We start from the raw sequence: 26,199 nt of genomic DNA, 5'->3' as shown, positions 1-26,199 counted from the left end.
ATGTGCAAACGGACGATCAACTGGCAGTAGCCCGTGCATCAGGCGCGCGTGAACTGTCGACGGACGCATTTCCCTTTAGATGGCGCGAATCATTTGCCGAATACAGTCTTGTCCTGATCTTCATCGCGATGTTCGCTGCGATGTCATTCAGCGTCGACCATTTCTTTTCGCTCGACAACATGCTGGGACTCGCGCTGTCCATTTCACAGATCGGCATGGTGGCTTGCACGATGATGTTCTGCCTGGCGGCGCGCGACTTCGATCTGTCAGTGGGTTCCACCGTGGCCTTTTCAGGCGTGCTGTGCGCGATGGTGCTGAACGCCACCGGCAGCGCGGTGATCGCGGTCACCGCAGCTGTTGCAGCAGGTTGCGCGATTGGCTTCGTCAACGGCGCGGTGATTGCATACCTGCGCATCAATCCGCTGATCACCACACTCGCGACAATGGAAATCGTCCGTGGGCTGGCGTTCATCGTGTCCCATGGACAGGCGGTCGGTGTGTCCTCCGAAGGCTTCATCGCATTCGGCAGCCTGACCCTGTTCGGCGTGTCACTGCCCATCTGGGTCACGCTGGTGTGCTTCGTCGTATTCGGCGTGATGCTCAACAACACCGTCTATGGCCGCAACACGCTGGCGATCGGCGGAAATCCCGAAGCGTCCCGGCTTGCAGGCATCAACGTGGACCTCGTGCGAGTGACCATCTTTCTCGTGCAAGGCGCTGTGACGGCTCTGGCGGGCGTGATCCTCGCATCGCGTATCACGTCAGGGCAACCCAATGCGGGTGAAGGATTCGAACTCAACGTGATCTCGGCATGCGTACTCGGCGGCGTTTCACTGCTCGGAGGACGAGCATCGATCTCAGGCGTCGTGGTTGGCGTGCTCATCATGGGAACGGTCGAGAACGTCATGAACCTGCTGAATATCGACGCCTTCTATCAGTACCTCGTGCGCGGCGCCATTCTGCTTGCCGCGGTGCTGCTCGACCAGTTGAAGAATCGGGGCGAGCGCAACTAGCACGTTGCGCGTGGGCTCCCAACGGCCTTCTTGCGAAACAGATGGAGAAATCAGTGAAGAAAGATGAAAGGCAATTGCGTATCGGCATTCTCGGTTGTGGGCCGATCTCCCAGTTTGCGCATTTCGAGTCCGTACAGAAGGCGCAGAACGCAAACCTCTTTGCAGTGTGCGATGTCGACGAAGGTCTGGCCAGACATTTCGGCCAGTTCTACGACGCGCAAAAAATCTACCTCGACTATGACGAGATGCTCGCGGACCCCGATGTCGAGGCTGTCGTCATCGGAACGTCGGATGCCTTTCATGTGCCCGCTTCGCTCAAGGCTCTCGCGGCGGGCAAGCATGTTCTGTGCGAGAAACCCATCGGCGTTTCGGTCGAAGAGGTGGAGCAGCTTGCGCTTGTAGTACGGCGCTCGGGCAAGGTTCTGCAAATAGGTCACATGCTGCGCTTCGATCCCGGCATCGAATCTGCAAAGGCATTCGTGCAGGATGAAATGGGCGAGATGCTTGCGCTCAAGGCATGGTATTGCGATTCGACGCATCGCTACACCAACACGGACGCAATTCAGCCGAAGCCTCGTCAAGGCACGCGCGTGCTGCGTCCGCAAGGCGACCCGAAGGCCGACAGGCAACGGTATTTCATGCTGGCGCACGGCAGCCATCTCGTTGATCTCGCGCGATACCTCGGCGGCCCGATTCGCTCGGTCGATGCGCGGCTAAGAGAGAAGTTCGGTGCGCATTGCTGGTTCGTGGACGTCGATTTCGAAAACGGCACATTGGGACACCTCGATCTGACCATCGCGGTGCGAATGGACTGGCACGAAGGATTTCAGGTCTACGGCGAACACGGCAGCGTGACGGCGAGGATCTATAACCCCTGGTACTACAAGTCGAGTGACGTGGAGGTTTTCCACGAGCGTAATGCCACCACAACCCGTGTGCTGGGGGCGGATGGACATTTCTATCGTCGCCAGGTCGAGGGATTTGCGGATAGCGTGCTAAAGGGCGTCGCCATGCGAGGCGCTGACGTCGACGATGGTGTCGCTTCGATCCGCGCCATGGTCGCGATCGCACAGTCGGTGCGTAGCGGACGACCCATCGAGCTTGCCCAGGTCGGAGGCGCGCTGTGATGACGCCAGGCGTATTTGCCCGCACCTATGCTGCGAAGTATCCAGGCGATCTGTTCGCACGGATTCGCGCTGACGGGTTCTCCGCCGTACAGTTCAACCTGTCCTGTGCAGGGCTTGCCGCGCTGCCCGAAACGTTTCCGTCCGGCATTGGCAAAAGTATCGCGAAAGCCGCCAGAGAGGCGGGCCTTGCGCTGTGTGCGCTATCCGGCACCTACAACATGGCGCATCCTGACATGGCACAGCGAAAGCGTGACAGGCGCGGGTTCGAAAATGTGATGCGCGTCGCGCACGACATGGACGTTTCGCTGGTGACCCTGTGTACAGGTTCGCGCGATACCTCGAACATGTGGCGCGCGCATCCGGACAATGGTTCGGGCGAGGCGTGGAGCGCGCTTCGTGGTGAGCTTGATTTCGCGCTTTCGCTGGCCGAGGAGTTCAATCTCGTCCTCGGTATCGAACCGGAGCCGGGCAATGTCATTGCAGACGCGAGGCTCGCCCGCAAGATACTCGATGAAACGGGCTCGAAGCGTCTCGGCATTGTGCTCGATGCGGCAAATCTCCTTCCACCCGAGGCGCAGCCCCGACAAGCCGAGATCGTCGCGGAGGCGGCAGAACTTCTCGGTGGCAGCCTGTTTCTCGTGCATGCCAAGGACATCGATCGTCATGGTGTCGTCGTGCCCGCGGGCAAGGGCGCAGTCGATCTTCCTGCATTTGTTGCACGGATGAAATCGGTCGGTTACGACGGGCCGCTGGTCGGACACAATTTCGAAGAGTCAGAAGCGCCTGGCGTCGCGGCGTATCTCACGTCGATCATCCGGAGCCAAGCGTCATGAGTGATGGCTACTTTGAGACGCCGGATGGATGCCGGCTCGCTTTCGTGGATGAAGGCGAGGGCATGCCGGTATTGTGGCAGCACGGACTGGGCGCGGATCGCAAGCAACCGGCTGAAGTGTTCCCTGCGATCGACGGCATTCGTCGCATCACGCTCGAATGCCGCGGTCACGGGCTCTCCGCGCTGGGGGACCCAACGGTGTTATCGATCGCGCAGTTTGCCGACGATGCCGTGCTTCTTCTCGATCATCTAGGTATCGAACACGCCGTCGTGGGAGGCATCTCGCTCGGCGCGGCCATCGCATTGCGCATCGCTGCGATGCATCCTGAGCGCGCATCTGCATTGATCGCTGCGCGTCCGGCGTGGGTCGACAGGGACGGTCCTGCGCAACTCCAGATCTATCGCGATGTGGCCGAACTGCTTGCGGCGCACGGAGCCGACGAGGGAGCGGCGCGTCTTGAAGCATGCGCGCGGTTGCGAGAAGTCGAAGCGGTATCGCCCGATAACGCCGCATCGATGCGCGGATTTTTCCGGCGACCGAATCCGCAATCCACCATTGCGTTGCTCAGCCGCATCCCTGCACAAGGTCCGGGCCTCCAGCGCGGAGACTTCAGCAAGCTGAGCCTGCCGACACTGGTCATCGCCAACCGCCAGGACTACGTTCACCCTGTCGAAACGGCAGAAGCGCTGGCCGAACTGATTTCGGACTCGACGCTCACGGTCATCACCTCGAAAACAGAGAGCCACAGCGACTACGTTGCCGACTTTAAACGGGCGCTGCGCGAATTCCTGACACCCATGCGGAATCAGTCATGACACGATCAATGGAAAATCTGCAGACACCTGTCGGTGAGCCCATTCTAGTGATCGATGTTGGCGGGACAAACATCAAGTTCGGTTATTCCTGCAACAGTCAGCCGCTGGATTTCCGCAAGCTCTTTTCGACGGATGCACTCAGAGCCGGCGACCCCATTCGGGCACTCGCGCTGATGGTCGAGGATGTCGTCGCGGAAACTGCCATCACGCCGCAGACGATTGTCATAGCTATACCGGGCTTCATCGACACGGACGGTGATCGTGTTCTGCACGCCGCAAACATCAGAAGCCTCGACGGTCGGCGGCTTGGGGACGAACTTGGGCGACGGGCGGGTTGCACGGTCCTGCTCGAGCGCGATGCGGTATTGGCGCTGATGGGTGAAATGCGCGCCGGGGTCGTCCAGGACGCCGATCATGTACTCGGAGTTTTCTTCGGTACGGGAGTCGGTGCAGCCTTCATGATCGACGGCAAACCATTCCGGGGCAGCGGATGGGCACTCGAGATCGGTCTGATGCCGTTTCTGGCGGAAGGCCCGGTTCCCGAGGGCATGCGACCGGACTGCCTCGAGGCCCATGCATCTGGGCGAGCCTTGCAAGCCATCGCCGCGCGCCATGGCGTACCTATCGACAGCATCTTCCTTGCATCCGCGTACAGCGCTTCGTTAGCGGACGACCTTTCGCGCTTCATCCGTCATCAGGCGATGGCGGTTGGTATGGCTGCAGCCATGGTGTCGCCTGCCACCATCCTGCTCGGCGGCGGAGTCATGGATATGAATGGATATCCGAGAGAAACCCTGATCGGGCTTATCGAAGGGCATTTGCCGTTGTCAGAGACAAGACGTCCGTTGGATTTACGCTGGTCCCGACACGGATGGACTGCCGTCCTGCATGGCGCGCCCGCCGTCCTGACTGAACATCGAGGCCGGGGAAGTCATCAGTCGCGCGTCATCCGGACCGCAGGTAGGCAGCCTTCTCCGGAATCCAACCAAAATCAGTAAAGGCGTTAAAGCAAAGTCTATTTGGGCGCTCGCACGCAAGCGCCCGATGTTGCTTACTGGTGGAACGGGCGTCCGGAATCCGATCCCGGTGCAAACGAAACACCTCGCAATACTTCAGCAAACCCCGCGGTGCGCAGCGTCACGAACTTCTCGTGCGTGGCTCCCGATGACTTGGCGTTCTTTACGACATCGCGGATCGCCACGAGCCGGTTCGGATCGGCACCCACATCACCATTGCCGCTGACGGTCGACGTGATCGCCCAGATCGTCGCCGTGCCATCATCGTCGACGTGCCCGGTCAGGTTGCGCAAACCATCTGTCGCGGGAGCCCACGGAAGCCCGGTTGCGCTGTTGGATCCCGTCGGATAACCCTTGATGGTGTATTGCGAGCCCAATTCGAGACCTGTCTGTAACGTGTAGGCGAGCGTCCACGTTCTCGTGCCCGCGTTGTAGATCCACTTTTGCAGTCCAGCCGTCGGTTGCGCGGCGGCATGGGTGTAGAGGTCGGCGCCGCCCGTGTAACCGTCGCCCTCGTCGGCAACATACAAGGTATTTGCGTCGGCAAACCACAGTCCGAAAGGATACGAGAGCGTGGCAGCCGACTTGTTAGGTGTCGACGGGAAGCCGGCGAGTACACACATGTTGTTCGGCAAACCGCTGGTTTGCAGCGTCGCTGCGTTATAGGGAACGGCTGCCGTGGGCAACGTGGCGTTCGGGGAGGGGACGCCGACACCGTTCGGACATGCGGTGCCCGTCGTGTCGACGAAGTAGACCGTATTCACACCGTTGCTGCCGCTGCCCTTGGTGAAGTACAACACGTTATTGAAAATGGTCATGCCGCGAAAATTGTCATCTTTGCCGATCTTGTCCGCCTTTGCGCCGAGTTCCGTGACCGAGAAACTCGCGAGTGGAGTTGGCGTGCCGGGCGTTTGCTGAGCCTCAGACTGGTTGGATGCACTGATGAATTGCGTACCGGCGCCCAGTATCACGCCGTCGGGTTGCGGGTTCGCTCCGTTACCGGCATTGCCTGCCGTATAGAAAATGTCGTGCCCGTTTCTATTGTTCAGAATCGCGGCCCGGCCGTTGTTGCCACTATATGCGTTGGTTTCGGTGAAACTGAAATGGCCTTCGCTGTCCACGCGGGCGACGGCACGATAAAAGCTCTGCCCAACGGGATTCGTCGTATCGACCACGCCGGGTGTATTGGAATTCGATACATCGATCGTGTTGACGGGTGCCACGTAACCCATGAAAGTCAGGTATTTGCCGTCCGTCGACAGATGCAGCGCAAGTTCCGACTTCGAGCTGAAGCTCGTGACCAACTGGTCGCGGGAAAAGCCTTTCTGCAAACTGTTCGGCACTTCCAGCGTGCTCACCAGCGCACCACCCGGCGAGATCTGGTCGAGAAAGATTCGCGACGTAATGCCGAAGCTTGCGTCGTATCCATCGTTATTCCAGACGTACGGATAGGTGCCGTCGGACGGCGCACCTGTCGACGCACTGCAGCCGCCTTGCGTACTCGCGCAATTGGGCGGAAGAATCGTGCCTGCCTGAACATTGCTCGAAAGGTTGTCGTATGCGCTGCGGCTGATCACGAGCAGTCCGGGATGGAAATGACTGTCGCTGTCCTGGTCGGAGGGTTGCGCCTGCGCGATCGTACCGGCAAGCATAAAGCCGAGAAGTGGTAAGCGTCCGATTGCCAACAGGCGGGGAACCGTGGGGCGAAGCGTTGTTGTTTGCATGAATGTCTCCGTTTGGATTCTGGGAAGTGCAACGTGCGCACCTGCGATAGAACCGCATCACCGTACTGACAATTCATGAACTATTGATTGCGATAGACTTTCTCCAAGCTAGCAGTGGGATCAGAAGTAAGTCGAAAGGATTTTTCCTCATTTTTTCTCGTCCTTAAGGTTTCCTTCAGAATTGCTTTGACGCGCTGACCTGCCCGTTGCGTACGGTCATGCTTTCAATGACACGCCCATAGAGCGAGCGCTGGACTGAAATCGTACGGCTCATTTGAAAGGCGACGATCTGCTTTTGGAGGCCTTTCAGTTTCACTCTGATTGGCTGCGAGAAAGGCCCCCGTCTACACGCGGCGTAAACATCGGAAATATTATGGAGGCCGGCCTTAACGTTCCCTTCAGATAAGCCCGTTAGTATCCCCGTCAAGGCGCACGAAGCGAGTTCTCGCGTTCATCTCCGATCTCTCATCACGGCGGCAGCAACCCATTTCTGAATGTCACCGAGATGAACGGCGCGTGTCCAAGGTGTGTCGTCTCCGGTGTCAAGGTGACGCCGCAATTGGTTACCCGGCGTGCCGCGCGGGTTAGCAACTGCCGCGATCGACCCATCCATTGATTTTCTACACTGGACACCGCCAATGGTGACGAGTGCCTTGTTTTCGACCGCAACCTTGCTGCATGTCGGAGTTGCGTTACATGCGCTCGCATATTTTTGTGGTGCCTGTGCGGCATTCGGAATCGCCTATACCGTCACGGCCATCGTGCTGATAGGTTCTTTTTTTGCGCGACGTTCCATCGAGGCTCCCAGCTATCCCCCTGTCACAGTGATCAAGCCCCTGCGCGGTATGGAAACAGCGCTGCTATCTAACCTTGTGAGCTTTTGCGAACAGTGCTATCCGGGGGCCGTGCAATACCTCTTCGGAGTTCATGATCCTGACGATCCCGCACTAGAGGTCATCGAGAAACTTCGGCGTCTTCACCCGGACGCACATATCTCCGTGGTCGCCGATAGCAAGTTGCACGGCTCAAACCGGAAAGTGAGCAATCTGCTCAACATGCTTCCTTCAGCGGTTCATGATTTCTTCGTTTTTGCAGACAGTGACGTCTCGGTGGGACGAGATTACCTTCGCAGAATAATGGACGAACTGCAGGCGGAAAGCGTGGGTCTTGTGACATGCGCATACGTTGGCGTACCCGATCCAGGCTTTTGGCCGAGGCTTTCAGCGAGAGCCGTCGATTATCAGTTCTTGCCCGGCGTCGCGATGGGTCTCGCGCTTGGTCTTGCCAAGCCGTGTTTCGGGCAGACTATCGCGATACGTCGTGAAACACTGGATGCGATTGGCGGCCTTCGTCAATTTTCCAATTTCCTTGCGGAGGATCACGCCATTGGGGCCGCAGTACGCGCGACAGGAAAAAAGGTGGTCATCCCTGGATTCGTGATCGGACATGCCTGCACGGAATCCACGGCTTCTCGTCTTTTCGAACATGAGTTGCGCTGGAGCAGGACGATCCGCGGGATCGATCCCCTCGGCCATTTCGGTTCGGCGCTGAGTTATCCCGTCGCACTGTCAGTATTCGCGCTATTGCTCTCGGGGGCGTCGATATGGTCAATCTGGTTGCTTGTCACGGCCTTGTGCGCGAGAGTGTTATTGCAGATCCGCATCGATACCATGCTGAGGCGGCCGGTTCGCGATTTTTGGCTCTTGCCATTGTGGGATTTCATTGCTTTCGCCATACTTTGCGCAAGCTTTCTGTCGTCAAGAGTTGTATGGCGAGGCATAAGTTTCGATGTTGACCGCCGTGGATTGTTGAAAAACACACCGGCCAATGAATCTCGTCATTCATCTCGATGATCGGGTGTATCAGCAGACTCACAGCGTTTGCGGAAATGAGCGGGATGCTGTCACTTTCCACGAGAAATGAACGGCAGTGAGCTTTACGGCAGATATGCGAAGCCGCAGTGACGCGGGGCGCATGAAACAGAGAGCACCCGCAGATGAAACACCTTGGAAGTATTGCCGCCTTGTGCGGTCTCGCGTTCGCCCTGTGGCTCGTGTGGCGCGATCATCCTGCCGCCGTGCTGCAACTGCTGAGAGGCGCGGGCATGGGTCTCGTGCTGGCCGCCTTGCTGCATATCCTGCCGATGTGCGCGAATGCATGGGATTGGCGCACCCTGATCCGCGTCCGTGAGCGGCCGTCATTCCCGGCAATGCTCAGGCTCGTGTGGATCCGCGAGTCGGTCAATGGTCTTTTGCCCGTTGCGCGGATCGGCGGGGAAATCGTTTCGTTCCGGCTGCTCGTGCGCGCGGCTATGCGCCCGGCAACCGCGGCGGCGAGCCTCGTCGTCGACATGCAGCTCACGCTGGTCAGCCAGCTCCTCTTTGCTTTGGTCGCCGCAGGCTATGTGCTCGAGCATTCGTCTTCCGATATGGCGCGTTTCGCGGGCCGCCTCGCCTGGGGCATTGCGGCGCTCGCCCCGGTGCTGGTGCTGTTCGCGCTCGTTCATCATGCGCGGCCGTTCGAGCGTGCGGCACGAACCCTCAACCGGATCACGAGCGGCAAGGTGGTCGACCTGGTGGGCACGTCCGCACGCATCGATCAGTCCATCAAACTGATCTGGCGGCAGACTGGCATTGTCGTCCGCTATCTGCTCATCTGGCAGACGCTGCAATGCGCGGGGTATGCGCTGGAGATCTGGTTCGCGCTGCATGTGATCGGGGCGCAGGCGACCTTCGCGCAGGCGTTCGTGATCGAGGCACTGATTCAGCTTGTCAGCAGCGCTGCTTTCCTGGTCCCGGGAGGCCTCGGCGTGCAGGAGGGCGGCTTCGTGCTGATCGGCGGGCTGCTCGGATTCGATGCACCGACGTGCCTCGCACTCGCAGGAGCGCGGCGCGTACGCGATCTGCTGTTCTATCTGCCGGGCCTGCTTGCATGGCAGGTGGCCGAATATGCGTTGCCGTCGACACGCCGTGTTGAAGGCGCGGATTGAGGAAGGAGGCTATGTTTGAGCCGGTCGAAGCGGCGAACGCACGAATCCGCGTAAGGCTCGAATCGATGCGGGAATATAACCGGCTCCGTTCACGATAGGGTCAAGAGGTGCCCGGGTGCCTCGCGCGAATATTTCTGGAGGCATCCGCGGACGGGCGCGCTGCGAGGAAGTCGAGGCACGCGAACCCGCGGATCGGTGCCCGAGACCTCATGCCTTACGCGTCCGCAGAAATCTGAAGAACTCCACGCCTTCCTGAAGACGTCGTCTCATCATTTCCCAACTCACCAGCATCTCGCGGACGATCTCCCAGATCTTCGACGGCCGGAAATAGAAGTGCTTGTAGAACTCCTCCACGCCAAGATAGATCTCCTCGCGCGACAGGTGCGGATAGCCGATCGTTGCCGCCTGGGTGCCCGCGTCATTGATCAGGGTGATGACCTTGCTGTCTTTAAGCCATCCATTCTCGACCGCCTGCTTGTGAAGGACGGTGCCCGGGTAGGGCGCAGCGAGTGACACCTGGATAGTGTGGGGGTTGATCTCTTTCGCATACTGGATCGTCTTCTTGATCGTTTCGTGCGTCTCACCGGGGAGACCAAGAATGAACGTACCGTGGATCTTGATGCCAAGCTTCCGGCAATCTTCGCTGAACTGGCGTGCCATATCGGTCCGCAGGCCCTTTTTGACATTCACGAGGATCTGGTCGTCGCCGGATTCGTAGCCGACGAGCAGGAGCCGCAAGCCGTTCTCTTTCATCACCTTCAGGGTTGAATAACGGACATTCGCTTTGGCATTGCACGACCACGTTACGCCGAGCTTGCCAAGGCCGCGGGCGATCTCTTCTGCTCTCGGTGCGAGGTCGGTGAAGGTATCGTCATCGAACATGATCTCCTTGACTTCAGGCATGTTGTCCCTGATCCATTTCACTTCCTCAAGGACGTTCTCGACTGAACGCGTGCGGTAGCGATGGCCCCCGACCGTATGCGGCCAGAGACAAAAGGTACACCTGGATTTGCAGCCTCGCCCCGTGTAGAGCGACACGTACGGATGCTTGAGATAACCGCTGAAGTAATTTTTGGACGTCAGGTCGCGCTTATAGACGGGTGCGACGAACGGAAGCTGATCCATGTCTTCAAGAATGGGCCGGGCTTCGTTGTGCGTGATCGTGCCGTCGGGCAGGCGATAGCTGAGTCCGAGAATGGATTCGAACGGAAGCCCCTGCGCGATGTCGCGACATGTGAAGTCGAATTCTTCACGGCACACGAAGTCAAGTGCGTCGCTTGCGGCAAGCGAACCTTGAGGGTCAACGGCCACCTTCGCACCGACCATTCCGATGAGGGTCGTGGGCTTGCGCCGTTTTAGATGTTCCGCGAATTGCACATCACTCGGGAATGACGGCGAACTCGTGTGAATGATAACGAGTTCGTATTGCACGGCAATGTCAAGTGTCGTTTCGAGTGACAGGCCGTCTGCAGGCGCATCTACGAGGCGGCTATCCTTAACCAGCGCAGCGGGCTGGGCGAGCCACGTTGGATACCAGAACGATCGAATTTCGCGCTTCGTCTGGAAGCGGGAACCCGCTCCACCATCGAAACCGTCATAGGAAGGTGCCTGCAGAAACAACGTTTTCATAGATTCTCTCAAAGAAAATTGTCTGCTTGAGCGAGATCGGTCACTCGCCGAGACTCGCCGGGCATCGGCGATGTTCGGAGTTTGATTTATGCCTTCAAAACAGGCCGGCCGCTGGCTCACGGTACGACCGCCTCCATCCCCCTATATGCGGGAATGGACAGGCAAGAGAGGTGTGGCTATCACTGGGAATGGAGGACGATCAAGAATACTACGACTTGCAGGCTCGAGATCGCAAAGCGCGGGTTTTCCCCGGTCACGAGCGTTACCGTGAAACTACTTTGCCGGTCGGCGATCATCGAGACATCATGAGCATAGCTTACGATACGCTTCTCGTTAATTTCCAACGCATTACAGCGCACTGTACGGCCGGCATCGCGATGACGATGTGAATCTCAGTCCACCTTTCACGCCGTTGAGAAAATCGTTCCCACGTCGCCGGCGTCTGCCACTATTGCGGCGGTAATATGAGCGATAAAAACGACGTGGAGGTCGCCGAGACCGGTTCGTATGCATGCACGCGCGTTACAAGGGTACTTCGTCCGCCCGCTGCCTGACCTCTGGTGAGGGGGCGAGACATTCACATGCCTCGGGCGATTTGGAGAGCGACCGTATTCGCGCCGTGTGGGACATTGTTCTCAACATAAGAACGTCACATAGTGCAGCGCGCAGCAACCCGGTCGACTGTGGCACGACGCGGAATGGCCGGTGGCACTAACCATGCATATCCGCTTGTTCACAGCGCTCGATGCTTCAATGCGGGAGGCGATGTATGACGCAAGGTCGACACAACCGGGACGGTGTGCCTGTCGGCAACGGCCAGCAAATCAGTCCCGCTGAGTTTTTGCTCATGGCAGGCTTTCTTGCATACCGGGCTCCCTTGGCGGAGGCTGCGACCCAAGCTGCCGCCCGATGTATTCTGCACGCCGTACTCGGGGCAGCAACGGCGGGCGGGTTCCCTTATTCAGACGTTCTCGAAACAATGATGGAGACGGGAGAAAAGTCTTCGCGCCTGTGGTCGCTTGCGGAGCAGGCTGCCGCTGCCGTTGGCGATACGACTGCTTATCTGCAAGTGGTTCGCAATGCCGGCATATCAATGGAGGGAGACCTGTAAATGGCCCCGCGAGCGCCGCGCGTCGCGGCGAGAATGGCTGCCACGATGGAAACGCGGGACGTGCCGATAAGCGTCCGTTAAGTTTCGCGGGTCTAGCATGAACTTGATGTCAATAGTCGAACGGGGTCAGGCGGGGTTGCGCGGCACAGCCCGGCCGAATGGCAAACTCCCTGCCGCTGTGACGGAGGGATTCGATGAAAAACTTTGCTGTGTCGCTGCTCGCAGCATGCTCCGCCGTCGTTCGTGCAGGTGTGTCGCATCGCGAGGTGCGACCCCGGGTCATCCCGGCCGTGCAGCTGTCTGCAGATGCCGGGAAACATCCGTCCGGAGATCTGCCGACCAAGCAGGTCTTGGTCACATACCGGTCGCCGTTGGATTTTTCGTTGAAAGTCCCCGAAGGATGGGCGCGCCGGGAGACGTTACGGTCCGTCGAGTTCGCGGACAAGTACAACCGGATCTCTGTAGTGGTCACTTCGCGGACGCGGCCACTGACGCTCGACGACGTGAAGCTCCATGAGGTGCAGGAGGTTCTGCAGTCCGGCGACGATGTACACGTGTCACATGTCAAAGTCATATGGCTGCCATCCGGCATCGCGTTCGTCGTCACGTATGCGTCGGGTTCGGCAGGCAACCCGGTTATCAACAAGGCCACCCACTTCGAGAATGCGCGTTACCTTTTCTCGAAGAACGGCAAGCTCGCGACCCTGACGCTTTCCGCGCCGTCGGGCACCGATAATGCCGGCCACTGGCAAAGCATGGCGGAAAGCTTCGGTTGGCACTGACGTCGTGGTCGTTGCAGCATGCCACCTGTGTCGCTTCTTTGGAACTTCCCGGTTTGCCGGAAACATAAAAAAGAGCTACACACATCCGCACATTCAATATACCGCGGGCATGCCCAGTGGACGATGTTTGAAGCGTCGATGCACCCAGTAGTACTGGGCAGGAAATTTCAGTATCTGTGTCTCAAGAAACGCATTCATGGAACGCGCATCATTCGTTTCGCTTTCCGAGGGGAAATCGATGAGCGGCGCGAAGACGTTCAACCGATATCCTTTGAAGTCCGGAAGGACTTCCGTGACGAACGGCACGACGCGTGCATGCCCCATTTTCGCGAGTCGCGAAACAGAAGTCAGCGTGCATGCCTGGACCCCAAAAAAAGGCACAAAAACAGAGTTTTCGATGCCGTGGTCCATGTCCGCAGCAAGCATGACCGGCTTGCCCTCGTGAAGAAGTCTCACGATCTTCCTGGCGCTTGTCGAGCGTTCGATCATCTCTGCGCCGAATCGGCCGCGCTGACGTTTGGCCAGATCGCAAAGCCGCGTGTTGGACATGTGTGTGTACAATGAAGCGGCGGGCATCTTCATCGAGTAGAGCATGCACCCAATCTCGATGCCCACGAAATGAAACCCCATAAAGATGGTGGGCGGAGCGTTCTTGTCTTCGAGATCAATCGCGCTTTCGACCTGGACGATGTTTCTTATTCTCTGCGCGCTACCAAACCATTGAATGCCTCGTTCGAGATAGCTGCGGACGACGTGCCGGAAGTGTTCCCTCGCAAGGTCATCGAGCTCACGTTCCGTCTTTTCGGGAAAGCAGAGACGCAGGTTGACAAGGACGATATGTTTGCGACGGCTAGGAATCCTATACAGAGCCGCGCCGAGCGCGCTGCCAAGCCGCGCGACCCATTGGTACGGAAGTATCGAGAGTGCGCGCAGTAAAGCGACGACGAGCAAATGACCGAATTGTTGCAAGACCAGCTCCTGTGTGGTGGTCGGCTATGCCAACTGAAACGCTTCCGTTCGCTGACCACAAACCTTGATCAGGTAAAACTGCCAGGGCGATGTCGCAAGCCTGGCGTACCACACTGAAGCAAAACATCGAAAAGGCGAAATCCGAACTCCCGCTGGACCTTCCGGTACTGTCCAGCAGCGAAGATTGGCGGCGGGAGTGAAATGCGTATAACGGGTGCGGATACCAGCTTGCCACCTCTGGCATGTAACGGGCGGGTGTTTGAGGCGACAATGACTTCTACCGCCGTGGCAGTTTTATTTAAAGTCGACCCGTGGACCATCAGGCCGAGGGCGACTCTACATGAGTGGGTGACCGAATTGCCTCGCAACCGGCCGTTGCTTGCATGATGGGTGAAGGGCCTCCCGTCATGCTTTCGACTGGCTCGCGCTCAGGCAGCCGGTGCATTTGCTGAGTTGGAATTGCCCGTAAGGAGCATGCTGCCTTTGCAAAGAGGGCTGGTCGTGCCCATGAGTGAGAGATCGACTGTCGCGAGTGTACGCGTAGAACATTAACGCGACCTTAACGGATTCGCAGTTTTGAAGAAATATTTTTCTCAGGTGACCGTTTGGGGTGCCGATCGACGATCTGCTGAAATGCTGCGTAACTTTTGGAGAGGACTTGCTAGCTGGTGCGAAAGGACCAAGGGTTTCGGCTCGATTTTCGCGCACAGCCCGAGCTACTTCGCGGAAACCGCCATGGCGTGATGTGACCGGGAGTTGTCGATTACGCCACTGTTGTCTATCCCCATCGAACGGGATAATGAATTTCATCTCGTTCGCCTGAAGGATCAAAATATGTCTCCCGTCACCGCTGTTGCTGCTGCCGATAGTACCGCCGCACTCGCACATTTCACGGCGTCGCTCACCTTCGAAACGGATTGTGCTGATGTCCATGCGGCATTGACTGGTGGCCCGAATGCGATGGATTTCGTGTTGCTTGACGTACGCAGTCCCGCGATGTTCGCACAGGGTCACGTGCCGGGCGCCGTCAGCTTGCCGCATGGCAAGATCGTGGCGTCGAAGCTGGCGGCCTATCCGCCAGATACCTTGTTCGTGACCTACTGTGCCGGTCCGCATTGCAACGGCGCGACGCGTGGCGCAATTCGGCTGGCGCAACTTGGCCGACCCGTGAAGGTCATGATTGGAGGTGTGACCGGGTGGGTTGATGAAGGCTTCCAGCTTGCGACCGCTGTCAGCGTTTGACGCGCGGCTTTCTGGTGGAGGTTCTTGCGACGCTCGGGAGAATGCCGGACGATGGCTTGGGATGGGCGATGTTAAGTGGCGCAATCATCAACCTCCGGTAATATTGCGCCATGCAAGATCATCTCGTCGCGGCGCTCGTCTACGACCGCCTCTGTACTTTCGAATTCGGTTGCGTGACCGAACTGTTCGCACTTGAGCGCCCGGAACTCGGCGTGACGTGGTATCGCTTCGCCGTCTGCGCGGCCGAACCGGGGCCGATTCGCGCGGCGGGCGGGATCAGCGTTGCTGCGCCGTATTCGCTCAAGATGCTCGATCGTGCGTCGACGATCGTCGTGCCCGGCTGGCGCGATCCCGACGAGCGTCCGCCCGAGCCGCTGCTGAAAAAAATCCGCGCGGCCGTCGAGCGCGGCGCGCGTGTCTGTTCGATCTGCTCGGGCGTGTTCGTGCTGGCTGCGGCGGGTGTGCTTGACGGCAAGACGGTCACGACGCACTGGCGATACGCGGAGAAGTTGCAGCAGCGCTATCCGCAACTGCACGTGAAGGCCGACGCCCTCTATGTCGACGAAGGGCAGGTGATTACGTCGGCTGGATCGGCGGCGGGGCTCGACATGCTGCTGCACCTCGTGCGGCGCGACTACGGCAGCGCGATTGCGAACCGCGTCGCGCAGCGGCTCGTCGTGCCGCCGCATCGCGAGGGCGGCCAGGCGCAGTTCGTGCCGCGTCCGATGCCGCAGGACGACAGCGGCCGTCTCGCGCGACTGATGGACTACGTGCGCGCCAACCCTGCGCTTGCGCATACGCTGGCGTCGCTCGCGGACCAGGCGGCGATGAGTCCGCGTACGTTGCAGCGGCAGTTTCGCGACGCGACGGGAATGGCGCCGTACGAATGGCTTATTCGCGAGCGCGTGGCGATGGCGCGCGAACTGCTGGAATCACCCGCCGATCTGCCGATGTCGCGCGTCGCGGAACTGGCCGGCTTCGGGTCCGAGGAATCGCTGCGACGGCATTTCCGGCGCGTTGCGTTGACGAGTCCGGGCGCGTATCGCAAGAAGTTCGGCGTGTCGGCTGTGGCGTGATGTTGCTGCGCTATGCTTGATGCGACAGGAGGCGAGCACATGACAACGGAGTCGAATCACGCGCGCGACGCGGAAGTCACGCGGCTGCTCGATCATGCCCCGCAGCGCGACGCAGTCGATACGATCATGTTCGCGCGGCTGATCGGCGCGAAGGCTTCGAGCGGTAAACTGCTGCATCTCGGCTTGACGCGCGCCGCGCTCGACGCGTTGCGCTCACGTCATTTCCGCGACGCGGCGCCGCTGCAGGCGGTTCCCGAGCACATTGCCGCGAGCGCGCATCAGCCGTTCGTCGATGCGTTGCGCGCGTTCCTGCTGCAGCACGAGTCCTCGCTCGCTGCGACGGACGCCGACGCGCAATGCCTCGCGACGATCATCGCCACGGCGTGTCTGCGTCCCGATCACTTGTGGCGCGATCTCGGACTCGATGGGCGCGACGACGTCACGGCGATCCTCACGCGCCACTATCCGCAACTCGTCACGCGCAACACGGATAACACGCGCTGGAAGAAATTCCTCGCGCGTGAACTTGCGTTCGCCGAGGGCCGCGCGCCTGCGCCCGCGCCGGGCTGTCCTGGTTGCGAAGACTACGCATTCTGCTATCCGTCGCGCTGAACCTGCCTGCACGCTGCGCCGAAGCATCCGCGCAAACCCGGCCGTAGAAACCCGAAGTTGAGCGGGACTCATACCCGGCATCAAAAAACATCGCTTCATCGTCGAAAAAATCGGGCCGCACAATCGCGATGCCATGTCACGCCCTCGCGCTGGCGCGGCGGGTCGCGTCATCCGCGCGGCCGATCACAACAAGATTTGAGACCTTTCCCGCAAATGAATTTGCATGGGATGGGAGTAAGCGCTAAAGCGCTAACTCCCGTCGACATAGGAGACATTCGATGATGCAATCCATCAAGCTTCGCACGGCCCTGTTCGCCGCCGTCGCCACCGCGGCAACCATACTCACGGCAGGCAGCGCACATGCCGCCGACAGCAACGCCGCGAAATCCGGAAGCTGGTGCAGCGCGGGCAAGACCGTACACTTTGCGGGTATCACGTGGGAAAGCGGCGCCTTCGCGACGGAAGTGCTGCGGCAGATTCTGGAGAAAGTCTACGGTTGCAAGACGGATGTCGTGCCGGGCAGCACGGCTGCGACGGAAACCGCGCTCGCGCACAACGACGTGCAGATCTGGGCCGAGCAATGGACGGGCCGCAGCGAGATCACGGCCAAGGCAGTCGAGACGGGCAGCGTGAAGCTGGTCGGCGATACGCTGCCGGGCGGCACGAAAGAGGGCTGGTTCGTGCCCGACTACGTCGTGAAGGGCGATCCCTCGCGCGGCATCAAGGCATCGGCGCCGGGGCTCGCTTCGGTGGCGGATCTGCCGAAGTACAAAAACGTCTTCACCGACGATGAAGAGCCGAACAAGGGCCGCTTTCTGAACTGCCCGAGCGGCTGGGATTGCGAGCGCGTGAACACGCGGTTACTGAAAGTGCTCAAGCTGGATGACGCGTATACAAACTTCCGTCCCGGCACGGGCGCGGCGCTCGATGCCGCGATCGCATCGGCTTACACGCGCGGCGCGCCGATCCTGTTCTACTACTGGGGTCCCGCTGCGCTGATGGCAAAGTACAAGCTGACCGAACTGAAAATGCCCGCGTTCAACGATGCGTGCTGGCAGACGCTGCGCAACGAGAGCAGCACGCAGCAATGCGCGTCGTCGTATATGGTCTCGCACGTGACGGTCGGCGCCTCGACGCCGTTCTACAACGCCGAGCCGCAATTGATGACGATGTTCACGAAGGTCAAGTTTCCGATGGACTTTCTGAACGCGACGATTCTCGACATGAGCGTCAAGAAACTGGACGCGCCGACCATGGCCGCGCAGTTCCTGCGCACGCATCCGGAAATGTGGAAGACGTGGGTGCCCGCCGATGTCGCAGCGAAGGTGCAGGCGGGCCTGGCGAGCTGATTGCGCATCGTCTGAATGGGTAAAGACGGCGGCGTGGTGACAACGTGTCAACGTCCAATAGAACCGGATACAGCCGGGACATTAGATGCGGATACATTGCTGAAAGCCTTGCCAGAAAGAGCGCGGCAGCCGTCGCGGTTGCCTCGACGGACCGCGCCTTTCAATGAATTTGCGCATCCGGACGATCACACCGTGCATGGACAATAGAAGCGGATACAACTGCCCGAACCCAGCCATGCACAGCAATTAGGGACGACTACTCCAATAGATCGTCCCTACCGGTACCGCCGACGTATTCTTCCTCCGCGAGGCGAGCCGCCTCGGCCAGCGGGTCGTCGCTAAGACACGGCTCATCATCGCCGAGGTCCCGGTACATCTCAAACACTGCTTTGCGCGTATGCGGCCCCTGACACCGCGACGAGCAATGCCGCGCTCCATTGAGTTTTCATGACGATCAACTCTCCATTTTTGTGGCGCAATACCTGGTTTTGAAAGACCGGGAAACGCAGATCTATCAGTGTGCCAGTCTTTTCAATCAAAAGCTTCCAATCGCCTTTCATATAGTCATCCGCTATGGGAGCCACCAAAAGCGCATTCTTCACGCGGTAAATTGGTCTTTCGATACTGCCATCACATTGACACCGACTGGTTTGGCGCACACCGCGACAACGGTCAACAAGATGGAGATATCGAGATGTCGAACCAAGCACGTTATTGCGTCATCGGTGCGGGCGCCGCCGGTCTGGCGGCGGTGAAGATCTTGTCTGAGCAAGGCTTTGCCGTGGACTGCTTCGAGAAGAGCGATCGGGTGGGCGGACACTGGCACGTCGACTACGACGCGCTGCATCTCATCACGCCGAAGAGCAGTTCCTTCTTCGACGGCTTCCCAATGCCCGATTCATACCCGATGTATCCGAGTCGCGAGCAAGTCGCCGCGTACATGGTGAGCTACGCCGAGCACTTCGGGCTGACGAAGATGATCCGCTTGAACACGGCGGTAGAGCGTATCGAGCCGATGGGCGAGCGGGGCCGCGATGGCTGGCACGTGACGCTGTCGGACGGCACTCATCACGTCTATCGGGGCGTGGTCGTCGCAAACGGGCATCTGTGGGATCAGAACATTCCTGCCGTCGGCAAGGGCTTTACCGGCCGTTCGATCCACTCGGGGTCGTACCGGAACACGAGCGAAATCGAAGGCCGCGTGCTGGTGGTGGGCTTCGGCAACTCCGGCTGCGACCTCGCCGTCGATGCCGCGCAAAGCCGACTCGACGTCACGATCGCGATGCGCTGCGGCCAGATCTTCCAGCCCAAGACGTTTTTTGGACGCCCGCGTGCAGAGCTGCCGTTCCTGAACGCGATGGCGCCCGAGATGGCAAACATGGTCACCTCGACGCTGATCAACACCGTGCTCGGCTCGCACGAAAACTATCCGGGCATGCCTGCACCCGAGACCTATGACCTCGAGAAGCAGCCGCCGGTGGTGAACTCACTGTTGCTCTACTGGATTCAACATGGCCGCATCAAGGTGGCGCCGGGACTGCGTGCGATCGAAGGGAAGCGCGTGTTCTTCACGGACGGCACAGACGTAGAGTACGACACGATCCTCTGGGCCACCGGCTTCAAGACGACGCTGCCGTTCGTCGACAAGTCGCTGCTCGAATGGCGCGATGGCGTGCCGCTGCGCACGGCCGCAATGACGATGCCGACGTCACTTGAATCACTGTACTTCGTCGGTCTTGCGGCGCCGCGCGGCGCGCAATGGCCGGTGTACTGCGCACAAAGCCGCCTCGTTGGACGTTTGCTGGCCCTGAGTGAGCGTGGTGAAACCGACTTGGCGCAACGCTTTAGCGAGCTCCAGACACCGGATTCGCGCATCGACATCGTGCGCCGGTTCTGGCAAGCGAACCTCGAAGAAAGCAACCAGCAACTCGACGTGCTCGATCAGATGATCGCAGCCGAACGGGTAGTGGAATCCGACCTCGCCATCTGAGCGCGACCAGACCTGAGAGATACCAGAATGAACACATCGAAACAGTACCCGGCCGAGAAGAGCGTCATCGTGACCGGGGCGAACTCCGGCATGGGCCGCGCGACCGCGCTGCGCTTCGCCGCCGAAGGCTGGCACGTCATCGCGATCGACGTGGCGCCGTCCACTCACGACGCCGACGAGAACATCACACCCGCTGTCGCGGACATCAGCAACGAAATGGTATTGAGCGCGGCGGTCGGACGTGTGCTAGAAGGCAAGCCGCGCCTTGCCGCGGTGGTGAACGCTGCGGGCGTGTTTCCGACTTCGTCGCTGGACAGTTACGACGCGGACCTCTATCGGCGCATCTTCGACATCAACGTCCTCGGCACGCTGAACGTGGCGCGCGTGGGAGCGAAGCATATCGGCCCGGACAATGGCGGCACGATGGTGTTCTTCGCATCCGTCGATGCATTCGCCGTGTCGCGCAACCAGTTGCTCTACAGCGCATCGAAGGCGGCTGTCGTGTCGATCACGCGCTCGCTCGCAATCGAGCTGGCCGAGAGCCGTATCACAGTGAATGCGATTGCGCCCGGTTGGGTGGATACTGAAGGCACGCGCAAGGGCGGACGCATCGAAGCAGCGATTTCGGGCATCCCGCTTAAACGCGCGGCTTCCGTCGAAGAGATCGCCGGGTGGGCCTGGAAGCTCGCTTGTGAGCCGTCTTACATCACCGGAGAAACCGTCTGTATTGCGGGCGGCATCTTTATGCGTTGAGCAGCACCCATGCCGTTTCGTGCAACCGGTCGACGACCGCGTTGCATCGGCCTGGAAACGACGGAGGAGATTCAAAATGATTACGAAAAGCCTGACCTCGCATGACGCGCGCGGATTTGATGCGCCATCGAGCGTTCATCACACGTCGACAGCATCGCTTCGCCGCGCTGTCGTGGGCGTGACTTGCGGCAACATGATCGAATGGTTCGACTTCGCGTTGTATTCGTCGCTTGCGCCGATCATCGGCAGGGTGTTCTTCAAGAACGAAGACCACACGACACAAATGCTCTCGATCTACGCGACCTTCGCAGCAGGCTTCCTGATTCGTCCGATCGGCAGCTTCGTGTTCGGACCCATTGGCGATCGTTATGGCCGCCGTACGGCACTGACCTTGAGCATCGCGTTGATGTCAGTCGCGACATTTTGCATTGCGATCCTGCCGGGTTACAACCGCGTCGGCATGGCGGCGCCCGTTCTACTGCTCCTGATTCGCCTGCTGCAAGGTCTTTCGACGGGCGGAGAATATGGCGGCTCGTGCACCTTCATCGCCGAGCATTCGCCCGACAAGAAGCGCACGTTCATGACAAGCTGGCTCGAGTTCGGAAACATTTCCGGCTTCCTGCTCGGCGGCGCGCTTGTCAACCTGCTGACCTTTTCACTCGGGTCCGCGAGCATGGAAACCTGGGGATGGCGCATTCCTTTCGTGGTCGCCGGGCTCGCCGGGCTCGTCGCGCTGTATCTCCGGCTGAACGTCGACGAGTCGCCGGTATTCAAACAGATGCAGGAGAACGAGCAACACCAGAAAGGGCTCGCCAGAAATAAAAGTATCTTCACGCTTCTTATCGAAGAATGGCCGCAGCTTCTCAAATGCGCGGGACTCACGGCCGTATTCAACATCACCTACTACGTGGCGCTCGGTTATCTTCCCGGCTACCTCTCCGACGTGGTCGGACATCCTGTGGAGTTCGGCAATCTTCTCGCGATGATCGCCACGCTCGTCATGCTCGCCTTCATTCCAGTCGTCGGATGGCTGGGAGATCACGTCGGCGCGAGGAAGATGCTCGGCCTCGGATGTGCGGTGATCATCTTCGGTGCGATTCCCGCATTCAAGCTGTTAAGCAGCTCGAGCGTCGCTATCGTGTTCGGCGGCTTGATGATTCTGGTTCTGGCGCAACTGCTCTTCGAAGGCGTCATGCCGGCAACACTCGCCTCGTTGTTCCGGGCGCCCGTGCGATATAGCGGCCTTGCCATCAGCTATAACGTATCGGTTTCGTTGCTAGGAGGAACGGCTCCGCTGATCAATACGTGGCTCATCCATCGGACCGGCAACCCGATCGTTCCAGCGTGGTATCTGATGGGCGGCGCGGTACTCGGTCTGATCGCACTGAAGTTCGTCAAGGACATGACGGGCAAACCGCTTCCGATGTGATGTCAATCTTCTCTCCGCGCGCAGTCTGGCGCGATTCGACTGCCGGCTAACGAAGGAGTTCCGTGATGCGTATGTGCTGGGTTCATCCGACGGCTAGAGTGCCGGAGATGGAGCAACTGTGGAGCACGATCGAAAGGACCATGAATCCCGTCGTCGCGGCTGGCAATGAAATCGAATACCGGTTCTGCGAGGGCAGCTCCAATTTCACGCGGTCCTCGTATGCCGAGCACATGAACTCCGTGCTGATGATGGATCAGGCGATCCGCGCCGAGCAGGACGGTTTCGACGGCGTTTTCCTGGGATGCTGGAACGATCCGCTCTGGGAGACAAGAGAAGTGCTGGGCATCCCGGTCGCGTCGGTCGGCGAACAGTCGATGCTCGCGGCGATGGCAATGGGTCATCGATTCGCGGTTGTCACTGTTTCGCGCAAGACCGCTGTAGCGATCGAACGAGATTTGCTCGCCTATGGCTTTGGCGAGCGTGCCATCGCGCGGCCGGTGCGGTCGATATCGCCGGAATCGGACGGCGGATTGCTGATGGGCGCCGTGACGGACCCGGGTAAAGACTTCATTGCGCGTTTCGAGCAAGCGGCACTGACTTGCATCGCCGACGGCGCGGACATGATTCTGGTCGGGTGTGCCTACTTCGGGCCACTGCTAAGACGCGCGGGCTATACGCATGTGGCCGATACGGGCGTCCCTGTGGTCGATTCGACGACAGTTGCGATCAAGTATCTCGAAGCGATGATGGGGATTGCCCGCACGACCGGTCTCACGAAGTCGATGGGCCCGGTGTTCAAGACGCCCGATCGCGAGAAGATAGAGCGAGCACGTCTGGCGGTTGCGGGCGAGAGCCGGTGATCGTTTAGTCGCGTCTGAAGGAACTGCAATACGGGAGAGAGCCGGGGCATAAAGCCCCGGCTCTCTTTTTTTTCGCTTCGAAAAAACTTCCATAGCCAATGCCTGTGGGTGCCACACGCAACCCTGGCCTTCACGAGGCATTTTGGCCTTCCGATACTGCTTTCACCGTGACGCAACCGAAGCAGAGAACGTTGCTTGCGAGTTGCCTTGCATGACCCCTTCATCCTAAACCCTTAGCGTCCATTGAGGATATCCAAGCATGAATTCGCAAACTACCGCTCGTCAAAAGATCTCATCGGGCGGCGCCTACGAGAGCGTGTTCGGCTACTCGCGCGCCGTGCGTGTGGGGCCGCATCTGCACATCTCGGGCACGTGCGCGCCGCCCGCGCATGAGAAGAGCGACGCCTATGCGCAAACACGGGCAATCATCGACGTGATCCAGAAGGTGCTCATGGAAGCGGACATGCGCTTCGAAGACGTGGTTCGCACGGTGGTTTATGTACGCGACATCAACGATGCCGAAGCAGTTGCCAAAGCGCATCTCGAGACGTTCGATTCGATCCGTCCGGCAAGCACGCTGATCCAGGTCGATTCGATGTTGCGCCAGTGGCAGCGCGTTGAGATCGAGACCTTCGCGATCAGGGAAGAGGAGTAAGGCAAGCAAGGCAAAACATAAAACACAAAAACCTTCGACCCGGCCTCGTGCTTTCGCCGGTCGACTTTCGACATTGTCTGGAGAGTAGCTGATGAACATCAGCAGAAAGATTTCAGCCGTCGCGGTATCGGCGCTTGCTTGCGGTGCGGCGCACGCACAGTCGTCGTCGGTCACGCTGTACGGCGTCGTCGACGTGGGGCTCGACTTCACCAACAACAGCGGCGGCAAGCAACTCTGGCACATGCAGGACGGAACCTACGACGGCATTTATGGGAGCCGCTGGGGCCTGAAGGGCGAAGAGGATCTGGGCGGCGGCCTGAAGGCGATCTTCAGGCTGGAGAACGGTTTCAACGTGGTGAACGGGACGCTGGCGCAGGGCGGACGCGAATTCGGCAGGCAGGCTTACGTTGGTGTTTCGGATGCCCGTCTGGGTACGGTCACGGTGGGCCGTCAATACGACTCGGTCGTCGACTACTTTCAACCCGTGACCATGACGGGTAACTGGGGCGGTCTGGCATGGCACGCAAACGACATCGATAACAGCGCCAATTCGTTCCGGGTGAACAACGCGGTCAAGTACGCGAGTCAGAACCTCTATGGGTTGACGTTTGGCGGCTTGATGGCGCTGACGAACTCGAGTGCCGATGGCACTAGCAAGATCGGGTTGTGGAGCGCCGGTGCCAACTACACGATTGGCAACTTGAACCTCGGCGCGGCTTACCTGAATGCAAAGAATCCGGGCACGTTTCTCTCGGAGGGCAGCTACCAGCCGGATACGACGGGAGCCGCAGTCGGTGCGACGGGTATTTTCAGCTATGTGGGACAGCCTTCGAACCAACAGGTCGTCGCCGTCGGCGGGACGTACAAGATCGGCGACGCGATGCTCGGCCTCGACTGGTCCAATGTGAAGTTCGACCGCGCGAACGGTACGAACGCAGCCGTGAAGTTCAACACGTACGAAGCGTGGGGACAGTACCACTTCAATCCGGCGACGACGCTCGCGCTTGGATATGAATTTACGAACGGCGACATCGGCTACTCGTCAGCCAGGCCGAAGTACCACCAGATCAATCTGCTCAGCGACTATCAGTTGAGCAAGCGCACGGAAGTCTATCTTTCAGCTGCTTACCAGATCGCAGCGGGCGCGTCACAGCCTGCCGACATCTTCGAAGGTGTCACGGGCACCGCATCGTCGAGCAACCATCAGGTCGCCCTGCGCGTAGGCATGGTTCAAAAGTTCTAAATCACCCCTTTTTCGTACGTCGATCGCTTTGCTGCAGTCGCTTATCGAGCCGCCTGCAGTTTTATATCCGGAGCCACTATGAATATCTCGTCCCTTCGAAGCAACAGCGTGTCCGTGCGGTTCATCGTCGCCGCCTTTGCAGCCTGCAGTGCGCTCGCCGCACACAACAGTGCGCATGCCGAGGTGCAAGCCGGCAATACATGGCAGAAGGTGCGGGAGGCGGGCGTGCTGCGTTGCGGAGCGGGCATCACCCCGCCATATGTCACGCGCGACGCCAAAACGCAGCAGTATGGCGGTCTTTTCACCGAGTTGTGTCGCGGCTTCGCAAAGGACGTGCTGCACGTCAAGCCGGAGTTCGTCGATACGAGCTGGCCCAACATGATCGCGGGCGTGCAATCGAACAAGTGGGACCTCGCGATGTCGTTGAGCTATTCGGAAGAGCGCGCAAAGGCGATCAAGTTTTCCGCGCCGGTCGTGTATTCGAGCGTGACCTTCGTCTACAACAAGAACAACCCGAAGCTGAAGAAGCCGCCCGTGACCGTCACCGATCTCGACAAGCCCGAATTGTCAGTCGCGGTGATGTCGGGCTCGATCGCCGACAAGGCAGTCGGCGCGCAAATGAAAACGACGAACATCATGCGGCTCCCGGGCACCGACGAGACGCGTCTCGCGCTTATGTCGAAACGCACCGACTTCATGGCGGACGACAGCGCGACCAACCTGATCGTCGTCGCTGCTCACCCGGACTCGTTGTCCGTGTTCCAACCCAAGCCTGAACTCGTCCCGCAACCGGCCTGTTTCGGATTGAACAAGGGTGTCTCCGACGCCGACATCGATGTGCTGAACAAGTACATCGAAGAGCAAAGAAAGAATGGTTCGATCGACAAGCTGACGAAACAAGCCGTCGATGCGACGGTCGCGTCGGACAAATAGTCCTCGTCGGGAAGTGGCGTTGTCTGCTGCGACGGGCAGCGCCAGAAAC

General features: G+C 59.4%; 24 protein-coding genes. 20 read left to right on the top strand and 4 right to left on the bottom strand.

Features of this window, described 5'->3' with window-relative positions:
• Window positions 1–53 precede the first annotated feature (53 nt).
• From araH to C2L65_RS24765, 5 genes are read left to right on the top strand one after another with little or no spacing between them, the layout of a single operon-like run.
• Window positions 54–1,013 (top strand): L-arabinose ABC transporter permease AraH, encoded by a 960-nt coding sequence (gene araH, locus C2L65_RS24785; RefSeq protein ID WP_224031789.1) that lies wholly within the window; start codon window positions 54–56, stop codon window positions 1,011–1,013.
• Window positions 1,014–1,066: 53 nt separating this feature from the next.
• Window positions 1,067–2,140, top strand: a complete 1,074-nt coding sequence (locus C2L65_RS24780; RefSeq protein ID WP_233446536.1) for a Gfo/Idh/MocA family protein — start codon at window positions 1,067–1,069, stop codon at window positions 2,138–2,140.
• Window positions 2,140–2,973 (top strand): sugar phosphate isomerase/epimerase family protein, encoded by an 834-nt coding sequence (locus C2L65_RS24775; RefSeq protein WP_042310769.1) that lies wholly within the window; start codon window positions 2,140–2,142, stop codon window positions 2,971–2,973. Before C2L65_RS24780 ends, C2L65_RS24775 begins: the two co-directional genes overlap by 1 nt.
• Window positions 2,970–3,788 carry an alpha/beta fold hydrolase gene (locus C2L65_RS24770; protein ID WP_042310770.1) on the top strand — a complete coding sequence of 273 codons (819 nt, stop codon included), beginning with the start codon at window positions 2,970–2,972 and terminating at the stop codon, window positions 3,786–3,788. The genes C2L65_RS24775 and C2L65_RS24770 overlap by 4 nt, the downstream gene beginning before the upstream one ends.
• Before the next feature lie 8 nt (window positions 3,789–3,796).
• Window positions 3,797–4,786: an ROK family protein gene (locus tag C2L65_RS24765; protein WP_052426934.1), complete on the top strand. Its 990-nt coding sequence runs from the start codon at window positions 3,797–3,799 to the stop codon at window positions 4,784–4,786.
• 53 nt (window positions 4,787–4,839) lie between these two features.
• Here the strand turns inward: C2L65_RS24765 and C2L65_RS24760 are convergent, their stop codons facing one another.
• Window positions 4,840–6,528: a hypothetical protein gene (locus tag C2L65_RS24760; RefSeq protein ID WP_042310772.1), complete on the bottom strand. Its 1,689-nt coding sequence runs from the start codon at window positions 6,526–6,528 to the stop codon at window positions 4,840–4,842.
• Window positions 6,529–7,166: 638 nt separating this feature from the next.
• Between C2L65_RS24760 and hpnI the strand changes: the two genes are divergently transcribed.
• Window positions 7,167–8,381 (top strand): bacteriohopanetetrol glucosamine biosynthesis glycosyltransferase HpnI, encoded by a 1,215-nt coding sequence (gene hpnI, locus C2L65_RS24755; RefSeq protein ID WP_042310773.1) that lies wholly within the window; start codon window positions 7,167–7,169, stop codon window positions 8,379–8,381.
• Between the two features lie 143 nt (window positions 8,382–8,524).
• Entirely contained in the window at window positions 8,525–9,517 is a 993-nt protein-coding gene (locus C2L65_RS24750; protein ID WP_042310775.1) for a lysylphosphatidylglycerol synthase domain-containing protein, read from the top strand.
• A gap of 207 nt (window positions 9,518–9,724) precedes the next feature.
• Here the strand turns inward: C2L65_RS24750 and hpnJ are convergent, their stop codons facing one another.
• Window positions 9,725–11,146 carry a hopanoid biosynthesis associated radical SAM protein HpnJ gene (gene hpnJ / locus C2L65_RS24745; RefSeq protein WP_042310777.1) on the bottom strand — a complete coding sequence of 474 codons (1,422 nt, stop codon included), beginning with the start codon at window positions 11,144–11,146 and terminating at the stop codon, window positions 9,725–9,727.
• A gap of 769 nt (window positions 11,147–11,915) precedes the next feature.
• Here hpnJ and C2L65_RS24735 point away from each other — a divergent pair.
• A complete protein-coding gene (locus C2L65_RS24735) occupies window positions 11,916–12,257 on the top strand; it encodes a hypothetical protein (RefSeq protein WP_042310781.1) in 342 nt (113 codons plus the stop codon).
• A 194-nt stretch (window positions 12,258–12,451) separates the two neighbouring features.
• Window positions 12,452–13,039: a hypothetical protein gene (locus tag C2L65_RS24730; protein WP_042310783.1), complete on the top strand. Its 588-nt coding sequence runs from the start codon at window positions 12,452–12,454 to the stop codon at window positions 13,037–13,039.
• Window positions 13,040–13,132: 93 nt separating this feature from the next.
• Here the strand turns inward: C2L65_RS24730 and C2L65_RS24725 are convergent, their stop codons facing one another.
• Window positions 13,133–14,008 carry a lipid A biosynthesis lauroyl acyltransferase gene (locus C2L65_RS24725; protein ID WP_042310786.1) on the bottom strand — a complete coding sequence of 292 codons (876 nt, stop codon included), beginning with the start codon at window positions 14,006–14,008 and terminating at the stop codon, window positions 13,133–13,135.
• Between the two features lie 834 nt (window positions 14,009–14,842).
• On the opposite strand from C2L65_RS24725, the gene C2L65_RS24720 reads away from it, so the two are divergent.
• From C2L65_RS24720 to C2L65_RS24705, 4 genes are all read left to right on the top strand, one after another.
• Window positions 14,843–15,250, top strand: coding sequence for a rhodanese-like domain-containing protein (locus C2L65_RS24720; RefSeq protein WP_042310927.1), 408 nt, complete (start codon window positions 14,843–14,845; stop codon window positions 15,248–15,250).
• A 110-nt stretch (window positions 15,251–15,360) separates the two neighbouring features.
• Window positions 15,361–16,326 carry a transcriptional regulator FtrA gene (gene ftrA / locus C2L65_RS24715; protein WP_042310788.1) on the top strand — a complete coding sequence of 322 codons (966 nt, stop codon included), beginning with the start codon at window positions 15,361–15,363 and terminating at the stop codon, window positions 16,324–16,326.
• Window positions 16,327–16,365: 39 nt separating this feature from the next.
• A complete protein-coding gene (locus tag C2L65_RS24710; RefSeq protein WP_042310790.1) occupies window positions 16,366–16,938 on the top strand; it encodes a nitrogen fixation protein NifQ in 573 nt (190 codons plus the stop codon).
• Window positions 16,939–17,216: 278 nt separating this feature from the next.
• A complete protein-coding gene (locus C2L65_RS24705; RefSeq protein ID WP_042310792.1) occupies window positions 17,217–18,287 on the top strand; it encodes an ABC transporter substrate-binding protein in 1,071 nt (356 codons plus the stop codon).
• 377 nt (window positions 18,288–18,664) lie between these two features.
• Here C2L65_RS24705 and C2L65_RS24700 read toward each other — a convergent pair whose 3' ends face one another.
• The gene (locus C2L65_RS24700; protein ID WP_156132342.1) at window positions 18,665–18,847 is read right to left on the bottom strand and encodes a hypothetical protein; all 183 of its coding nucleotides are present in this window, start codon (window positions 18,845–18,847) and stop codon (window positions 18,665–18,667) included.
• 134 nt (window positions 18,848–18,981) lie between these two features.
• On the opposite strand from C2L65_RS24700, the gene C2L65_RS24695 reads away from it, so the two are divergent.
• The 7 genes from C2L65_RS24695 to C2L65_RS24665 all read left to right on the top strand — a co-directional run bounded on the left by C2L65_RS24695 (window position 18,982) and on the right by C2L65_RS24665 (window position 26,150).
• A complete protein-coding gene (locus tag C2L65_RS24695; RefSeq protein WP_042310795.1) occupies window positions 18,982–20,277 on the top strand; it encodes a flavin-containing monooxygenase in 1,296 nt (431 codons plus the stop codon).
• A gap of 27 nt (window positions 20,278–20,304) precedes the next feature.
• Window positions 20,305–21,030, top strand: a complete 726-nt coding sequence (locus tag C2L65_RS24690; protein ID WP_042310797.1) for an SDR family NAD(P)-dependent oxidoreductase — start codon at window positions 20,305–20,307, stop codon at window positions 21,028–21,030.
• 76 nt (window positions 21,031–21,106) lie between these two features.
• The gene (locus tag C2L65_RS24685; protein ID WP_052426935.1) at window positions 21,107–22,459 is read left to right on the top strand and encodes an MFS transporter; all 1,353 of its coding nucleotides are present in this window, start codon (window positions 21,107–21,109) and stop codon (window positions 22,457–22,459) included.
• A gap of 65 nt (window positions 22,460–22,524) precedes the next feature.
• Window positions 22,525–23,319 carry an aspartate/glutamate racemase family protein gene (locus C2L65_RS24680; protein WP_042310800.1) on the top strand — a complete coding sequence of 265 codons (795 nt, stop codon included), beginning with the start codon at window positions 22,525–22,527 and terminating at the stop codon, window positions 23,317–23,319.
• Window positions 23,320–23,578: 259 nt separating this feature from the next.
• Window positions 23,579–23,974: a Rid family hydrolase gene (locus C2L65_RS24675; protein WP_042310802.1), complete on the top strand. Its 396-nt coding sequence runs from the start codon at window positions 23,579–23,581 to the stop codon at window positions 23,972–23,974.
• A gap of 91 nt (window positions 23,975–24,065) precedes the next feature.
• Window positions 24,066–25,217 carry a porin gene (locus C2L65_RS24670; RefSeq protein WP_042310804.1) on the top strand — a complete coding sequence of 384 codons (1,152 nt, stop codon included), beginning with the start codon at window positions 24,066–24,068 and terminating at the stop codon, window positions 25,215–25,217.
• 78 nt (window positions 25,218–25,295) lie between these two features.
• Window positions 25,296–26,150, top strand: coding sequence for a substrate-binding periplasmic protein (locus C2L65_RS24665; RefSeq protein WP_042310806.1), 855 nt, complete (start codon window positions 25,296–25,298; stop codon window positions 26,148–26,150).
• The last annotated feature ends 49 nt before the right edge of the window (window positions 26,151–26,199 follow it).

It is taken from the genome of Paraburkholderia terrae, from assembly GCF_002902925.1.
GTDB lineage: Bacteria > Pseudomonadota > Gammaproteobacteria > Burkholderiales > Burkholderiaceae > Paraburkholderia > Paraburkholderia terrae.
This window is presented reverse-complemented; position numbering and strand designations above follow the sequence as displayed.

What these genes read in the sequence shown, in the direction of transcription:
- C2L65_RS24690 (WP_042310797.1), top strand. Translation starts at nt 20,305, where the DNA reads ATGAACACATCGAAACAGTACCCGGCCGAGAAGAGCGTCATCGTGACC.
- C2L65_RS24770 (WP_042310770.1), top strand. Translation starts at nt 2,970, where the DNA reads ATGAGTGATGGCTACTTTGAGACGCCGGATGGATGCCGGCTCGCTTTC.
- C2L65_RS24700 (WP_156132342.1), bottom strand. Translation starts at nt 18,847, where the DNA reads ATGAAAGGCGATTGGAAGCTTTTGATTGAAAAGACTGGCACACTGATA.
- C2L65_RS24775 (WP_042310769.1), top strand. Translation starts at nt 2,140, where the DNA reads ATGACGCCAGGCGTATTTGCCCGCACCTATGCTGCGAAGTATCCAGGC.
- hpnI (WP_042310773.1), top strand. Translation starts at nt 7,167, where the DNA reads ATGGTGACGAGTGCCTTGTTTTCGACCGCAACCTTGCTGCATGTCGGA.
- C2L65_RS24685 (WP_052426935.1), top strand. Translation starts at nt 21,107, where the DNA reads ATGATTACGAAAAGCCTGACCTCGCATGACGCGCGCGGATTTGATGCG.
- C2L65_RS24670 (WP_042310804.1), top strand. Translation starts at nt 24,066, where the DNA reads ATGAACATCAGCAGAAAGATTTCAGCCGTCGCGGTATCGGCGCTTGCT.
- C2L65_RS24710 (WP_042310790.1), top strand. Translation starts at nt 16,366, where the DNA reads ATGACAACGGAGTCGAATCACGCGCGCGACGCGGAAGTCACGCGGCTG.
- C2L65_RS24705 (WP_042310792.1), top strand. Translation starts at nt 17,217, where the DNA reads ATGATGCAATCCATCAAGCTTCGCACGGCCCTGTTCGCCGCCGTCGCC.
- C2L65_RS24695 (WP_042310795.1), top strand. Translation starts at nt 18,982, where the DNA reads ATGTCGAACCAAGCACGTTATTGCGTCATCGGTGCGGGCGCCGCCGGT.
- C2L65_RS24680 (WP_042310800.1), top strand. Translation starts at nt 22,525, where the DNA reads ATGCGTATGTGCTGGGTTCATCCGACGGCTAGAGTGCCGGAGATGGAG.
- C2L65_RS24730 (WP_042310783.1), top strand. Translation starts at nt 12,452, where the DNA reads ATGAAAAACTTTGCTGTGTCGCTGCTCGCAGCATGCTCCGCCGTCGTT.
- C2L65_RS24760 (WP_042310772.1), bottom strand. Translation starts at nt 6,528, where the DNA reads ATGCAAACAACAACGCTTCGCCCCACGGTTCCCCGCCTGTTGGCAATC.
- C2L65_RS24765 (WP_052426934.1), top strand. Translation starts at nt 3,797, where the DNA reads ATGGAAAATCTGCAGACACCTGTCGGTGAGCCCATTCTAGTGATCGAT.
- C2L65_RS24675 (WP_042310802.1), top strand. Translation starts at nt 23,579, where the DNA reads ATGAATTCGCAAACTACCGCTCGTCAAAAGATCTCATCGGGCGGCGCC.
- ftrA (WP_042310788.1), top strand. Translation starts at nt 15,361, where the DNA reads ATGCAAGATCATCTCGTCGCGGCGCTCGTCTACGACCGCCTCTGTACT.
- C2L65_RS24735 (WP_042310781.1), top strand. Translation starts at nt 11,916, where the DNA reads ATGACGCAAGGTCGACACAACCGGGACGGTGTGCCTGTCGGCAACGGC.
- hpnJ (WP_042310777.1), bottom strand. Translation starts at nt 11,146, where the DNA reads ATGAAAACGTTGTTTCTGCAGGCACCTTCCTATGACGGTTTCGATGGT.
- C2L65_RS24750 (WP_042310775.1), top strand. Translation starts at nt 8,525, where the DNA reads ATGAAACACCTTGGAAGTATTGCCGCCTTGTGCGGTCTCGCGTTCGCC.
- C2L65_RS24720 (WP_042310927.1), top strand. Translation starts at nt 14,843, where the DNA reads ATGTCTCCCGTCACCGCTGTTGCTGCTGCCGATAGTACCGCCGCACTC.
- C2L65_RS24665 (WP_042310806.1), top strand. Translation starts at nt 25,296, where the DNA reads ATGAATATCTCGTCCCTTCGAAGCAACAGCGTGTCCGTGCGGTTCATC.